The organism is Thalassospira lucentensis (genome assembly GCF_032921865.1).
In the GTDB taxonomy this organism is placed as follows: Bacteria; Pseudomonadota; Alphaproteobacteria; order Rhodospirillales; family Thalassospiraceae; genus Thalassospira; species Thalassospira lucentensis_A.
Genome location: NZ_CP136684.1, coordinates 3,625,802 through 3,640,028, shown reverse-complemented (window position 1 = coordinate 3,640,028; position 14,227 = coordinate 3,625,802). Strand labels below are relative to the sequence as shown.

At 55.1% G+C, this 14,227-nt stretch carries 13 protein-coding genes and 1 tRNA gene; 3 read left to right on the top strand and 11 right to left on the bottom strand.

Annotated elements, in window-relative coordinates:
- Positions 1-25: 25 nt before the first annotated feature.
- From R1T41_RS17585 to R1T41_RS17560, 6 genes are all read right to left on the bottom strand, one after another.
- Positions 26-1,195 carry an iron-containing alcohol dehydrogenase gene (locus tag R1T41_RS17585; protein WP_317338232.1) on the bottom strand — a complete coding sequence of 390 codons (1,170 nt, stop codon included), beginning with the start codon at positions 1,193-1,195 and terminating at the stop codon, positions 26-28.
- 29 nt (positions 1,196-1,224) lie between these two features.
- On the bottom strand, positions 1,225-2,616 hold the full coding sequence (locus tag R1T41_RS17580) for an aldehyde dehydrogenase family protein (RefSeq protein WP_317338231.1): 1,392 nt from the start codon (positions 2,614-2,616) through the stop codon (positions 1,225-1,227).
- 84 nt (positions 2,617-2,700) lie between these two features.
- Entirely contained in the window at positions 2,701-4,068 is a 1,368-nt protein-coding gene (locus R1T41_RS17575) for a glutamine synthetase (RefSeq protein ID WP_317338229.1), read from the bottom strand.
- Positions 4,069-4,329: 261 nt separating this feature from the next.
- Entirely contained in the window at positions 4,330-5,382 is a 1,053-nt protein-coding gene (locus tag R1T41_RS17570) for a TRAP transporter substrate-binding protein (RefSeq protein ID WP_317338227.1), read from the bottom strand.
- A gap of 169 nt (positions 5,383-5,551) precedes the next feature.
- A complete protein-coding gene (locus R1T41_RS17565; RefSeq protein WP_097050346.1) occupies positions 5,552-6,877 on the bottom strand; it encodes a TRAP transporter large permease subunit in 1,326 nt (441 codons plus the stop codon).
- The gene (locus tag R1T41_RS17560) at positions 6,874-7,383 is read right to left on the bottom strand and encodes a TRAP transporter small permease subunit (RefSeq protein ID WP_062960025.1); all 510 of its coding nucleotides are present in this window, start codon (positions 7,381-7,383) and stop codon (positions 6,874-6,876) included. Before R1T41_RS17560 ends, R1T41_RS17565 begins: the two co-directional genes overlap by 4 nt.
- Before the next feature lie 502 nt (positions 7,384-7,885).
- Between R1T41_RS17560 and R1T41_RS17555 the strand changes: the two genes are divergently transcribed.
- Positions 7,886-8,767, top strand: a complete 882-nt coding sequence (locus tag R1T41_RS17555) for a MurR/RpiR family transcriptional regulator (RefSeq protein WP_317338223.1) — start codon at positions 7,886-7,888, stop codon at positions 8,765-8,767.
- Between the two features lie 97 nt (positions 8,768-8,864).
- Entirely contained in the window at positions 8,865-9,107 is a 243-nt protein-coding gene (locus tag R1T41_RS17550; RefSeq protein WP_007089884.1) for an Lrp/AsnC ligand binding domain-containing protein, read from the top strand.
- Positions 9,108-9,208: 101 nt separating this feature from the next.
- Here the strand turns inward: R1T41_RS17550 and R1T41_RS17545 are convergent.
- Both R1T41_RS17545 and R1T41_RS17540 read right to left on the bottom strand, forming a co-directional pair.
- Positions 9,209-9,301 (bottom strand) — tRNA-Ser (locus tag R1T41_RS17545).
- Complete coding sequence (locus R1T41_RS17540; protein ID WP_156484562.1) at positions 9,302-9,445, bottom strand: hypothetical protein; 144 nt, start codon at positions 9,443-9,445, stop codon at positions 9,302-9,304.
- Between the two features lie 143 nt (positions 9,446-9,588).
- On the opposite strand from R1T41_RS17540, the gene R1T41_RS17535 reads away from it, so the two are divergent.
- On the top strand, positions 9,589-9,810 hold the full coding sequence (locus R1T41_RS17535) for a hypothetical protein (RefSeq protein WP_062949104.1): 222 nt from the start codon (positions 9,589-9,591) through the stop codon (positions 9,808-9,810).
- Between the two features lie 143 nt (positions 9,811-9,953).
- Here the strand turns inward: R1T41_RS17535 and R1T41_RS17530 are convergent, their stop codons facing one another.
- The 3 genes from R1T41_RS17530 to R1T41_RS17520 form a co-directional block, all read right to left on the bottom strand.
- Complete coding sequence (locus R1T41_RS17530) at positions 9,954-11,129, bottom strand: MFS transporter (RefSeq protein WP_317338218.1); 1,176 nt, start codon at positions 11,127-11,129, stop codon at positions 9,954-9,956.
- A 52-nt stretch (positions 11,130-11,181) separates the two neighbouring features.
- The gene (locus R1T41_RS17525; protein ID WP_317338216.1) at positions 11,182-12,213 is read right to left on the bottom strand and encodes a GlxA family transcriptional regulator; all 1,032 of its coding nucleotides are present in this window, start codon (positions 12,211-12,213) and stop codon (positions 11,182-11,184) included.
- A gap of 163 nt (positions 12,214-12,376) precedes the next feature.
- Entirely contained in the window at positions 12,377-14,065 is a 1,689-nt protein-coding gene (locus R1T41_RS17520) for a hypothetical protein (protein WP_097050351.1), read from the bottom strand.
- Positions 14,066-14,227 lie beyond the last annotated feature (162 nt).

Genomic DNA, 14,227 nt, shown 5'->3' with positions numbered 1-14,227 from the left:
TTGTTCTGGTTATCGTTTCTTGAACTTAGCCAAGTTCGCCGACACAGGCCCGACGGAAGATTTCGGCATAATCAGCCACCGAAAGTTCAATCGGGTTGCCTCCATCGGACGGATCACCCTTGGCTTTGGCCGCGACTTCGTCGGCACGGTTTACGTCGACACCGATTTCCGCCAGCGTATTGACGATGCCAAGACGGATACGGAACGCCAGAACCCATTCAAACAGGGTATCAAAGCCCGGTGCAGCAAGGCCCAGCAAACGACAAATCGTTTCACAATTGCCTTCAATCGCGCGGCGGTTGGCACGCATGACATACGGCAGAAGGATTGCGTTGGTCAGGCCATGATGTGTATCAAAAATCGCCCCGATCGGATGGGCCAGTGCATGAACACCGCCAAGTCCCTTCTGGAAGGCTGTTGCCCCCATCGACGCTGCCGAAAGCATATCAGCGCGCGCCTCAATATCCTTGCCATCGTCATAGGCACGCGGCAGCGCATTGGCAATCAGCCGCATGCCTTCAAGGGCAACACCATCCGCCATCGGATGATAACCCGGCGCACAATGGGCTTCGAAACAATGCACAAACGCATCGACACCGGTCGCTGCCGTCACATGCGGCGGCAGGCCAATGGTCAGTTCCGGATCGGAAATCACGATGGCTGGTAACATCTTCGGATGGAAGATGATTTTCTTTTCGTGCGTATCTTCCTTGGTGATCACGCTGGCACGACCGACTTCGGAACCAGTCCCCGACGTGGTCGGAACGGCAACAATCGGCGCGATACCGGCCGGATCGGCACGGGTCCACCAGTCACCGACATCCTCGAAATCCCACATCGGCCGGGTCTGCCCCGCCATCAAGGCAACTGCCTTGGCCGCATCAAGGCCCGAACCGCCACCAAAGGCAATCACACCGTCATGACCGCCTGCACGGTAGACCGCCAGACCGTCTTCAACGTTTTTGCCTGTCGGATTGCCTTTCACACCAGCAAACAGCCCTGTCGGAAGTCCTGCGGCTTCGTTTGCGGCAATCGCATCGCGCACCATCGACAGGTCTTTGAGCCCCTCGTCGGTGATCAGCAACGGCTTCTTCATGCCTGTTGTCTTGCAGGCATCTGCCAGTTCTGAAATACGGCCCGGACCAAAACGCACGGAGGTCGGGAAGTTCCAGTTTCCAACAATCTTCTTGGTCATCTCTGTATCCTTTGCGCGCAAACGCGACGTTAAATCTTGGTCCGCAGGTGGAAGCTTTTCGGCCGGGTCAGTGATTCGTAACCCAGTTTCGAAAGCGTGCATCCACGTCCCGAATTTTTCACCCCCGTCCAGGCCAGTGCCGGATCAAGGTAATCTGCACGGTTCATGAAAACCGTTCCGGTCTGAAGCCGGTCACCAATCGAAAGGGCAGCATCTTCGTCCGCCGTCCAGATTGATGCCGTCAAGCCGAATTCACTGTCATTCATCAGGGCAATGGCTTCCTCGTCGGACGTCACCTTCATGATGCCGACCACCGGGCCAAAGCTTTCCTCACTCATGACGCGCATCGAATGATCGACATTGATCAAGACCTGCGGCGCCAGATACGGGGTGCCTTCCTTGTTGGCGGCAAATTTCGACGGATCGATCAATGCCTTTGCCCCGTCGCGGATGGCATCGGCAATCTGGCCACGCACAAAGGTCGCCGATGACGCCCGCACCATAGGGCCAAGGTTGGTTTCCGTATCAACCGGACTGCCAAGGCGGTATTGCGACACAAGGTCGGCTGCCTTTTCGACAAAGGTATCAAACACGCTTTCATGGGCGTAAATGCGTTCAATCCCGCAGCACGACTGACCGCTGTTAAAGAACGCACCATCAATGACGTTTTCAACGGCATGATCGATATTGACGTCCGAACGCAGATAGGCCGGGTCCTTGCCGCCAAGCTCCATACCGGTTGCGATGAACTTGCCACCCACCGCTTGCTGAACTGCGTGACCGCCTGGAACCGAACCGGTGAAATTGACGAAATCAACACGGATATCGCCCATCAGTTTTTCCGCATCCGCATGGCTCAGATGAAGATACTGGAACAATCCCTTGGGCAGGCCAGCGGCCTCAAACGCCTCGGCAAAGCGTTCCGCGCAAAGCGGGGTCTGGTGCGAATGTTTCAGCACCACCGCATTCCCCGCCATAAGGGCGGGAACAACCCCGTTCACCGCCGTCAGATACGGGAAGTTCCACGGCGCAATGATCGCAACAACGCCCAATGGTTCACGGCGGATGAAACGGTTAAAACCGGCTTTCTCGCCCGGATTATAATCGCCAATCGCCTCTGGGGCGATGTCGATCATGTAATCCGCGCGTTCCTTGAAACCGTTGATCTCGCCACCAGCCTGCGAAATCGGGCGGCCCATCTGCCAGCTGATTTCAGCCGCGATTTCATCCTTTTTCGCGACAAAGGCGGCAACCGCCTTGCGCAGAATTTCCTGACGGGTTGCGACCGGCACAGTTCGCCATTCGGCCTGTGCGGCGCGGGCAACATCAAGTGCCTTGTTGATCTCGGCAGCACCGGCAAGCGGACGCTCGACATAAACGGATCCATCAACGGGCGAGATGGTGCGTAAACTCTCGGACATAATGCCTCACAATTGGAGAATGAGTTAGGGCGCTAAGATATGTGATCGTGCGCGAAGCGACGATGCGTCTCCGCGTGCAACAGATCAAATGATTTCGAAGTAACGCTGCATTTCCCAGTCGGTAATCGCCTTGCGGAATTCGCGTTCTTCCCATTCCCGCGACTGGGCGTAATGGGTCACAAATTCTTCGCCAAACAGTGATTTTGCCGCCTCGGATTTGCGCAAACGTCCGGCTGCCTCGTAAAGGGTTGCGGGCAATGTCGTATCTTCGGGGAATTCCTGCGCATAGGCGTTGCCGACGACCATTTCGCCAGGCTCCACCTTGTTTTCAATGCCCCAAAGTCCCGAACCGATGGCAGCCGAAAGCGCGATATAGGGGTTAATGTCCGCCGCAGCAATGCGATATTCAATGCGTTGCGACTTCGCACTCCCCGGAATGACGCGAAGCGCCGTGGTCCGGTTTTCAACTCCCCATGTTGCTGTCGTCGGTGCCCAGAAACCCGGGATCAGCCTCGAATAACTGTTTACCGTACAGGCCACCATCGACAGAAGTTCCGGCATAAGTTTCTGCTGCCCGCCAAGGAACCAGCGCATTTCATCGGACATGTTGTGCGGTTTATTGGCGTCATAAAATGCCGCCCGGCCATCCTTGCCCTTGATCGAAACATGCATATGCCCCGACTGCCCCGGCCAATCGGGCGACCATTTCGCCATAAAGGTCGCCATCCATCCGGCACGCTGGGCCAGAACCTTGGTAAAGGTCTTGAACAATGCGGCTTTATCCGCTGCCCTTAATGCATCGTCATGACCGATGGCGGCTTCAAGCACACCCGGGCCAGTTTCGGTATGAAGTCCCTCGATCGGGAAATCCATGCTTTCGCCGAGTTCAAGCAGGTCATGATAGAACTCCGAATGCACGGAATTACGCAGCATCGAATAACCGTAAAAACCCGGCGTGATGTTCTTAAGATTGCGATAATTCTTCTCGCGCACAGAATGCGGATCTTCCTCGAACAGGAAAAACTCGAATTCGCAGGCGGCCGAAACGTCATACCCCATGCTATCGGCTTTTTCGAGAACACGGCGCAAGGTGCCACGCGGGCAAACGGTTTCCGCCCGTCCGTCGAACTCACCAAGGAACAGGACTGTATCGTCCTCCATCGGCAATTCCCGGCAACTTTCCGGGATCACGCGCACCGGTGCATCCGGATATGCCGTGTGCCAGCCAGTAAACTCGGACTTGTCATAAAGCTGGTCATTTGAATCCCAGCCCAGAACCACATCACAAAAGGCAAAACCGGAATCGAGTGCCGACAGAAATTTGTCGCAATGCATGTATTTGCCGCGCATGATTCCGTCGACGTCGAAAATACCGATTTTAACGAATTTGATGTCTCGTTCCTTAATCAGTTTTCGTGCGTCATCGGCGGTTTTGACATCCTTCGCCTGCATCGGCGGCCTCCTGTGATTTGGGCTTTGTTATTGTGTCGGATTGACCGGTTCCTGCCCGTTTATATTTCGCGTCTTGTGACGTCTTGGTCTGTAATGTAAATTACAACATTGAACATTTAAACAAATATTTTGCCATTTTGTATTATTCGTTACATTGACAAAACTCGCATAAATACAAAAGAATACCGGTTTACAGGGCAGCAGGTGCCCAATGAAACATCTGCTGCCCTGCCCGATCAGAATTGACCGTTCCCGACGGGCCTAGCTGTAACGATACGGCTTGCCGGCTTTTTCCATAACCGCAGCATACTGCTTGAAGATTTCCACGACCTTTGCGCAACGCGGGCTAGTCTGTGCAATCTCGTCCCAGAATTTATGTGCTTCGGCTTCAACCGTCGCCCATTCCGCATCCGGGATCGAGGTCAGCTTCATCTTCGTACCCTGGGTACGAAGTTTGGCTTCACCGCCCCAGTACCAGTGCTGGCGATAATAGTGCGAGCTGTCCATGCACAGCTTGAACAGAACTTTCAGATGTTCCGGAAGTTCGTTCCAGCGTTCTTCATTGGCGAAGAACGAACCACACCATGCACCGGAAATGTTGTTGGTCAGGAAATAGTTGGTCACATCGGCCCAACCGACCGTGTAATCCTCAGTGATGCCCGACCATGCAATCCCGTCAAGCTCGCCGGTCTGAACGGCAACCTCGATGTCTTCCCACGGCAGGGTGACCGGAACAACGCCAAAGCGCGACAGGAATTTGCCTGCCGTCGGGAAGGTAAAGACACGTTTGCCTTTCAGGTCTTCCAGACTGTTGATCGGATCAACCGTTGCAAAATGGCACGGGTCCCACGAACCGGCCGAAAGCCATTTGACACCTTCGACTTCGCTATATGCTTCGTCCCAGATTTCGTTCAGGCCGTATTCTTCAAACAGAACCGGAACGTCAAGGCTGTAACGGGTCGCGAACGGGAAATAGCCGCCAAAGACCGAAATATCCACCGGAGCCGCAATCGAGTCATCATCGGACTGAACCGCATCAATGGTGCCGCGCTGCATGGCACGGAACAGCTCGCCGGTCGGAACCAGCTGATCGGCATAGTAAAGTTCGATTTCCATTTCGCCATTGGCGACCTTGTTAAAGGCATCAATGGCCGGCTTGATCACATGCTCACCCAGTGCCGGACCGGCATAGGTCTGCAAACGCCAGGTGATCTTGGCGTTCTGCGCCTTGACATAAGGTGCGGCAAACGCCGTGGTACCGGCTGCTGCGGTTGCAACACCGGCTTTCTTCATAAAGTCGCGTCTCGTCGTCATTGTATCATCTCCCTGATCGATGAAGTTCGTTAACGCATTAATTAGCTGCCCTGCCCGCCTTACGGGTCTGGCAGCGCCTCCTCTTGTTGGAAATTTAAACCTCCCCTGAATTAATTTTGTTTTGAACGGCGGGGCCTTCTGCGACCCCGCCGGTATCGGGTTCATTTGCTTACCGCGCGTAATGCCATTCCGGCAGCCACAGCGCGATCTGCGGGAACGCCATCACGATGCCAAGCGCCATCGCCATGATGATCACAAACGGTGTGATGGATTTATAGATGTCCTTTAACGTCACTTCTGGCGGCGCCATGGCACGCATCAGGAACAGATTGTAACCAAACGGCGGTGTCATATAGGCGATCTGACAGGTGATGGTATAAAGCACGCCATACCAGACCAGATCGAAACCAAGTGCACCAACCAGCGGCACATAAAGCGGTGCGACGATCACCAGCATCGCGGTGTCATCAAGGAACATGCCCATCAGGATGAAGGAAATCTGCATCATGATCAGAATCTGCCACGGGCCAAGGCCCATCTGATCGACAAAGAAGCTTTCAATCGCCCGAACTGCACCGAGGCCATCAAAAACCGCCCCGAAGGCAAGGGCCGCCAGAATGATCCACATGAACATGCAGCTGATCGACAGCGTCTTGCGCAGGGTTTCTTCCATGACAACGCGGGTCAGGCGGCGCTTGAACAAGGCGGCAAGGGTCGCGGCAAGCGCCCCCACGGCTGAACTTTCAACAAGCGATGTGATCCCCATCAGGAACAGACCGGTCATCGAGAAGAAGATGAACAGCGGAACGATCCCGGCTTTCAGCAGGCCGACCTTCTCGCCCCATGTGATTTCCGCGCGTTCGTCCTTGCTTAAGGCCGGCCCCATGCTGGGCTGCAGCCAGCAGCGAATGGCGATATAGATGATGAACATGCCCGCCATCAGCAGCCCGGGGAACACCCCCGCCAGCCAAAGCTGCCCGACCGGCTGACGCGCGATCATGCCATACAGCACCAGAACCACACTTGGCGGCACCAGAATGCCAAGCGAACTGCCCGCCTGGATCACGCCGGTCACCATGACCTTGTCATAGCCACGCCGCAAAAGTTCCGGCAACGCAATGCTGGCCCCGATCGCCATGCCCGCAACACTCAGCCCGTTCATGGCCGACACCGCGACCATCAGAACAATCGTCCCGATGGCAAGGCCCCCGCGCACCGGTCCCATCCAGACATGAAACATCCGGTAAAGATCATCGGCCAGACCGGATTCCGAAAGCATATAGCCCATATAGACAAACAGCGGCAGCGTCAGAAGCGGATACCACTTCATCAGCTTCATCGCGGCACTGAACGCCATTTCAGAACCGCCATCCCCCCACATGCCAAGGGCGAAAACAACGGCAACAAAACCAATGGCACCAAAAACCCGTTTCCCGGTCAGAAGCATCAGCATCATCGTGGAAAACATCAGAAGAGCGATCATTTCATAACTCATGAAAGGCTCTCCCCGCGGGCGGCTGCCACATCTTTAAAAAAGGTCGCAATGGCCTGCAGCAACATCATGAATACGCCAAAGGTCATGATCGCCTTGATCGGCGACATCGGCGGCGACCAGGCTGAATAACTGGTTTCGCCATACTCGAACGCATAGGAAGTGGATGAAACGCCGCCATACAACAGAAACGCCAGATAGAAGATCAGAAACAGAATCGTGATCGCATCAAGCCCGGCCTGTTTGCGCGGCGACAAGGCGCCATACAGCAAATCCATCCGAACGTGCGAGTCCAGCTGCATGGAATATCCCCCGCCTAGCAGGAAATACGACACCATCAGGAACTGCGCGGTTTCCAGCGTCCAAAGGGCCGGAAATTCCATCAGCTTGGTCGCGGCGGAATACAAAAGCACCGCAAGCATCGCAAAGATCAGATACATCGCAAACCGGCCGATGATCCGGTTCACGCAATCGACCCATCTAACGTAGGTCTTGATAAATTCAGGCATCTAACGCCACCCCAACATCTCCCTGTTCTATCGGTCGCAACAGCGGCTGGTTTGTCATCTGCAAATATGATCCCACCCGTTCACATCCGACGGATGCGAACGGTGATACGAAATGCCTTACCGCCCGGAAAAACCCGGCAGGTTCAACATCGACACCAAATCTGGATGGAAATATTCGCAGCCCTGACAACCCATATTGCATCCCCTTGTCTGCACCGCCTTTTGCAAGGCCGTACCGTGTGATGAACCGCCTCCCGGGCGACCGACTTTTGCCAAGCCGTTGAATTGTTGCACCGCTTTTCGCGGTACGGGTTTTATCCCTTCTGTAACGAACGTTACATGATTTCAATTTTGATGACAAGAATATCAAATATTGTAAAATTCATTACAATCATTGTATTTGTAAGTCAGACAAGGTAAACCGCGCCCAAACAATGCATAAGCGCACTTTGCGGGTGTTTGGCTATTCCGTGCGAATGGCATAACCGGGGAAATATCGCCTTTGGATGCGAAGCAGCAGGCAACGAAACCGACAGTCGCCGAACAGATCACGCAAAAAGCTGATACGCTGACCGCGTCGGAACGCAAGCTGGCCCAGGCGCTGCTTGGCAACTATCCGATGGCCGGCCTTGAAACGGTGGCAACCTTTGCCGAAAGGTGTGGCGTTTCCGCCCCGACGGTGCTGCGCTTTGCCAGCAAGATCGGCTTTGACAGCTATCCCGATATGCAGGCGCGCCTGCGCGGTGAACTCGAAGCTCGCCTGCAATCACCTTTGACCCGAAGCAGCCTGCCACGGTCGCGCAACCGGTCGGACCATCCGATGGGGGAATTGCTTCATGAAATGGCCGAAGCCACCACCAGCAACATCCGCACAAGCCTTGCCAACATCAACCCGGCCGAACTGCAAAGCTCCATCGAACTGATCGGTGATTGCAAAGGATCGGTTTATCTGCTGGGCGGGCGGTTTACATCCGCCCTTGCGGTTTATGCCTATGAACATCTGCGCACCATGCGAAGCCGTGTTCGGCGCGTCTCGGGCCAAAGTGCCAAATGGGCCGAAGACCTGCTGGATATCGGCAAACGCGATGTTCTAGTGGTTTTTGATGTCCGACGTTATCAGGCTGATGTCATTGCCTTTGCCGAAGCCGCTTCGAAACAGGATGCCAAAATCATTCTTTTCACGGACCAGTGGCTTAGCCCGATTGCGCAATTCGCCCGGCATGTCTTTCCGGTCCGTATCGAAACCGGCACGACATGGGATAGCTCTGCTGCCAGCATGGTAATGCTTGAAACCCTGCTTGAAGGCGTCGGGCAACATAACCCCGAACAGGTGCGTGCGCGCATCAAGCATCTGGAAATTCTGCGTCGCCCGCCGCAATCTTAAGACGCCGCGTACATTCGACGCAGTAATGATTGAAACCACCGCCGCACCGCGATAGCTTGGGGCATAATTTTTATCCCCAAATACCGGAGCCGCACCGATGCATCCCTTCTTCATTTTCGTGAAATGCGATCTGGGCAAAGCCTATGACGTTGCCACAGCACTGGTCGAGGAAATCGAAGGTGTATCGGAAGTCTATTCGATCTCGGGCCCGTTCGAGCTGCTGGTAAAGGTCTATATCGAGGACGGTCAGGATATCGGGCGCTATGTGAACGAAAAAATCCACCTGCTGCCCCATATCAAGGACACCCAGACCATCATTACCTTTAACGCCTTCACCTGATTTACCGAAAATGCAAAAACGCGATGACATGGCTCATCGCGTTTTTTGTTTTATCGGTTTTGGCAAAAGAAAAAGGCACCCTGTTCGGGTGCCTTGATCAATGGCGGACAAGGAGGGATTCGAACCCTCGATGGGGCTTTTGACCCCATACTCCCTTAGCAGGGGAGCGCCTTCAGCCACTCGGCCACTTGCCCTTATCTCTTTGGTGTTCCGTGCGGAACGACGCCTTTCTTAAACATCGCATCAGCCCATGTCAATGCCGGAAACAGGCGTCCTGCCCGTTTTCTTTTATCAAATCCGTTGAATGAAACCACCAGCTTTTTGAAGGGCTTTGCCATTGCCTTTTCCGGTTGAGGACCAAAAGAGTCTCCAAACCATCATATTGCTGTCATCGCAGCGAAAAACTTGGCTGTCATAAGGGCAATGTAAGCTTCTTTTTCCCGTTTGAGCCCGTTCGAGACAGAAAGCAGGTTAAAGCATCATGCGTACCGTTTATCAGAGCACGGATGACCTTGGTCATACCCTTCGCGCCCTGAAACTCAGCAAGGAAGGCCACAACAATCCGGTCTATCTTGGCCTTGTAATTCACGATCGCGAAGTCCTGTTTCGCACCCGTGAAAATTCATCACGCGAATTTGTTCTGCAGAAGATCAAGGAATTCGTCGCGGCCAACAGCCCGACATTAAATGCCCAACCGGCCTGATGGCCGGTTTTTTATTGCCCGGATCGCGGCCGGTTCATCCCGCCCGCCATACCACGCGAAACGAGATCGCGCCGGGGCGAAACTCCCCGTTCGCCCTGCAACTCAAACCGCCGGTCCATGGACCGGCGGTTTCTTTATCTGGCTTATGCCCGCTGCGTCACCGCCAGCCGCCCGCCAAGCCACATCAGGATCATCGCCATCACCAGTACAGGCAAAACACCGAAATTAATGATGTTCCATCCCGCCCCGGCAATCAGCGCACCTGCCACCAGCGATGCCACCGTCCCGGTGATGCTGTTGCCAAGTTCCATCAGGCTTTGCGCATGGCCGCGTTCCGATGCGTCATGCCCCTCGCCCAAAAGCGTCGTCCCCGCCAGCAGCATCAGATTCCAGCCAATCCCCAGCAGGAACGAACTGATCAGGAATGCCGAAAAACTGATCCCCGATACAGCAAAGGCGACACTGAACACAAGTGAGAGCGCACCGACCATCGCCATCAAACGCGCGCCAAACCGGTCAATCATCGGACCGGCGACAAAGGCCGGTAAAAACATGCCGATAATGTGCCAGCGAATCACATTCGCCGCCGTATCAACATCAAAGCCGCAAAACTTCATCGCAAGCGGTGTTGCCGTCATGACAAGGATCATGATGCCATGCCCTGCGGCACTGACTGCAATCGCCCCGCGCAGCCTTGGCCGTTTCAGAAGTTCCAGCATAACGGCCCCGCCCGTCTTGGTTTTTGCCGGAACCCCGCCATCCCGCAACATCAACATGATCAACGCCGCCAATGCCGCCAGCCCGGCAAGTGCCAGATACGATCCGGCAAAGGGGATCGCGACCATATTGCGGGTATGACTGGCAATTTCCGGCGCAATCAGGGCCGCAAGAACGCCGCCGCCCACCACAAGCGCAGCCGCCCGGCCCTTCTGATCGTCACGCACCGCTTCTAGTGCGGCATAACGGTAATACATCGCCGATGCCTGATAGCCACCAATCAGCAATGTACCGAGACACACCAGACTGAACTCTGCCTGATAAACACCACCCGCCACCACGGCACCACCAAGCACACCGCTGACCGCGCCCAGAAACAATCCGGTCCGCCTGCCATAACGCTGCATGATCATCGCCAGCGGATGCACACAGGCAAGGTTGCCCAGCAACAATAACGCCAGCGGCAGGGTCGCCAGTTCCGGCACAGGGGCCAGATCAATCCCGATCAGGGATGTCAGGGTGATCCCGATCAGCGAGCAGGACCAATAAAGCGCCTGGGCAATAAACAGCAGACGCACCGATCCATTGGTCAGTAACAGCATGTCGCCAACTCCAATAAAAACAGAAGATTACGAAAATATCTTCGCCGTTCGCCTAAACCGGAATGGCCATCGGCCTTCGTCCGAAACGGTCGGCATATTCTTGCGGACTGACCGACAGATGGCGTTGAAAGGCCCGGCGCAGGGTTTCCGGATGACCAAAGCCGCACAGCCGCGCTGCACGCGTCACGGTCATCGCATCATCCTGCAAAAGGGCACGTGCGGCTTCAATCCGGACCCGTTCAACATAACGTGCCGGTGTCATGCCAAGATCGCGGGTGAAAACACGTGAAAATGTCCGGGCCGACATCCCCGCACGATTTGCCAGAACTTCCAGCGACAAATCACCGTCCAAGTGGCCCGGTATCCATTCCAGCAGCCCGGCAAGCTGCGCGGTCGCCCCGATGGCAGGCGTCAGATAGGCCGAAAACTGCGCCTGCCCGCCCGGCCGTTTCAAAAACATCACCAGCCGCCGCGCCACGGCAAGGGCAATGACGCGCCCGTGATCGGCCTCGACCAGCGCCAGCGCAAGATCAATCCCTGCCGTGACCCCGGCAGAGGTGAAAATATGCGGATCACCATCAAGACCGTTTGCGTCATAGCTGTGCAAACGATCCTCGGTGACATCAATTTTCGGGAAATTTTTGCGCATTTCATCGCAACGCGACCAATGCGTTGTAGCCATCCGACCATCAAGCAATCCTGCCTCTGCCAGGATCAACGCACCAGAACAAACCGAGCCAAGTCGCCCGACACGGCCTTCTGCCCGCGCCAGCCATTCCAGAATATCCTGGCGCTGGCGCAACCGGTTCACACCATCGCCACCAGCAATCAGGACAGTATCGGTTTCATCCAGATCAAGGTCCCGCCAATCCAGATCGGCATAAAGCCTGAACCCGCCTGATGTCTGCACCGGCCCGGCGGCATCGGCAATCACCAGCAACTCATAGGCCCGTTCGCGCCCCTGCCGTTCCAGTTCGGCATTGGCTGAGGCAAAAACCTGCAACGGCCCGACAACGTCAAGGCTCATGACATCGTCAAAGGCAAGGCAGGCGACGGTTTTCGTGCTGGTTGTGCTGTCTGGCATGGCAATCCCCGTTCATCAGGAATACAGCATGCCTCAGGTTACTGTTGGCAACAATGACAAACACCCCACGAATCTTGCCACAACATCTGTTGCCACAATCTTCGCGGGGTGTGCCTCTTCGCAGTTTTACTGCGTCTCCCCACCAAACTCTGGATCGGCCGCCCTAAAAACCGCTTCGCTGCAAAAGGGCATAGAAATCACGTATCGTGCCTTCCTTGGCCGTCATATCCTTGATGTCATCAACAAGCTTGTCGGTAAAATTCGGCTGTTTCAGATAGCCGACGACCCTTTTTCGGGCCATGGATGCCGATTTCCCCTCAATCAGAACGCCACTCGAACAGAATTGCACCAGCATATAGGCACGCTTGCGCAGATGGAGCGACGGATTGTCGATCCGCTCGATCACCTTTTCACGCACCAGATAATCCGCCAGCCCCTCGTCAAGCTTATCGCCAATGCGCTGTTTCTGTTCGTCGGAAAGTTTCGATGCCTGAAGCGCATCATTCATCACCGTGACCGTCGCCATCTTGTCGCGCGGTTTGGCTTCACTGTCGCAAAATGCGCGCAATGCCCGCATATCCTTGACCGTATCCATCAGCATATCGAAAACTTCGTCCCCGAAATCTTCGACAATCCCGGAATTCATAACTGCCAGCAGCCAGGCCATCTTGCGGCAATTCGGCCCCATGCGACCGTTGATTTCCGCAACCCCGTCAATCATGGCACGCGGACCACCAACATTGCGAAGACGCGCACCGCGCTCGGCCAGGGCGGAGACCATCGGCGCCCCGTAAACAACACCCTTCTCACTCACCAACCGGTCCAGAATACCGACCAGCGGATCAGGATCGCTTTCATGACGGGTCAGACTGTTCGCACTGCGCAACTCGCGAACGATATAATCAAACAGGGCTTCCTGCGACGTTGCCAGCAAGCCCGAACCAAACAGCGGATTCAGCAATTCAAGAATATCATCGGCTGAACCGCGATTGCCACGCGCCCGCCCCAACGCCAGATCAATATGCAGGATTACCGCATCGCCAAAGCTGCGCGAACTGCCAAGCAATTCTTTCAACGCCACTGGCGATCCCAGGATGTCGGCAATAACATCGTCAAGCAGCTTGCGCGCGGCCTCATCTTTCTCGTCACCCTTGACCTTCAACGCCAGGTCAAGCTTGCCAACCCAGTTGCGGCTTGACGACAACACCCGCGTCAGCGCGACCATGGTCAGAAAGTCGGTATCCTCCGCAAGGTTCAGACGGCGAATTTCATCACGGACTTCGGAAATGGTGGCATCTTCAAATGCCGGAAGGTCGACCTTTTCGACCTCGCGCGCACGCGCGGCCAACTGTTCGATCGCACCATGCAGCTTATTCATGGCCTCGATATGGTCGCCATCGGTCGCCTTGGCATGAATGCCGGCCACCTTGTCGACCGCAGTCGGCATCAATGTATCATGAAACATCAACTTGCGCAGATTCTGGTAATTGTACATTACCTCGCAAGGGGTCAGGATTTCCTGTTCGAAATATTTGCGTAGCAGACGATTGATCGTCGCACGGCTTTCCGACTGCAAAAGGTCGTTATCGGAATCACAAAGCGGTGCATCCTCAATCGCCGAGACACGAACATCCTTGTCGTCGTCTTCGCCTGCACCCTGCTTTTCCAGAAGAACTTTTTCGATATGTCGGCCGTCGGCGCGTTCCCAATCACGAACAACCCTAACGGCGGAGACCTTGGTCTTTAAAAGCTTTTCAGCCTCGTTAACCGCCTCTTTTTCGACATCAAAGGTCGAATGAATGATCCAGCGTTCCCCACGCTGAACCCTTACTTCAAAGGTCGTATCCGACATAACGCGCACTGGCTCCCTAACTTCCTGTATGGGGGCGGCATTTGCATGCCCTTACTCAGTCAGGCGCGTGTCCCATCATTTTTATATTTATACTTCTTTATAAGGCAATTCTGTTTCTGAAAACAATAGGGCGAATTCGAACTTTTCAAATGTTATCGGAAA

Bases quoted from the DNA above. Each gene is read 5' to 3' on its own strand.
- R1T41_RS17560 (WP_062960025.1), bottom strand. From the start codon at position 7,383: ATGCCTGAATTTATCAAGACCTACGTTAGATGGGTCGATTGCGTGAAC.
- R1T41_RS17520 (WP_097050351.1), bottom strand. From the start codon at position 14,065: ATGTCGGATACGACCTTTGAAGTAAGGGTTCAGCGTGGGGAACGCTGG.
- R1T41_RS17530 (WP_317338218.1), bottom strand. From the start codon at position 11,129: ATGCTGTTACTGACCAATGGATCGGTGCGTCTGCTGTTTATTGCCCAG.
- R1T41_RS17570 (WP_317338227.1), bottom strand. From the start codon at position 5,382: ATGACGACGAGACGCGACTTTATGAAGAAAGCCGGTGTTGCAACCGCA.
- R1T41_RS17540 (WP_156484562.1), bottom strand. From the start codon at position 9,445: ATGGCAAAGCCCTTCAAAAAGCTGGTGGTTTCATTCAACGGATTTGAT.
- R1T41_RS17535 (WP_062949104.1), top strand. From the start codon at position 9,589: ATGCGTACCGTTTATCAGAGCACGGATGACCTTGGTCATACCCTTCGC.
- R1T41_RS17525 (WP_317338216.1), bottom strand. From the start codon at position 12,213: ATGCCAGACAGCACAACCAGCACGAAAACCGTCGCCTGCCTTGCCTTT.
- R1T41_RS17565 (WP_097050346.1), bottom strand. From the start codon at position 6,877: ATGAGTTATGAAATGATCGCTCTTCTGATGTTTTCCACGATGATGCTG.
- R1T41_RS17585 (WP_317338232.1), bottom strand. From the start codon at position 1,195: ATGACCAAGAAGATTGTTGGAAACTGGAACTTCCCGACCTCCGTGCGT.
- R1T41_RS17580 (WP_317338231.1), bottom strand. From the start codon at position 2,616: ATGTCCGAGAGTTTACGCACCATCTCGCCCGTTGATGGATCCGTTTAT.
- R1T41_RS17575 (WP_317338229.1), bottom strand. From the start codon at position 4,068: ATGCAGGCGAAGGATGTCAAAACCGCCGATGACGCACGAAAACTGATT.
- R1T41_RS17550 (WP_007089884.1), top strand. From the start codon at position 8,865: ATGCATCCCTTCTTCATTTTCGTGAAATGCGATCTGGGCAAAGCCTAT.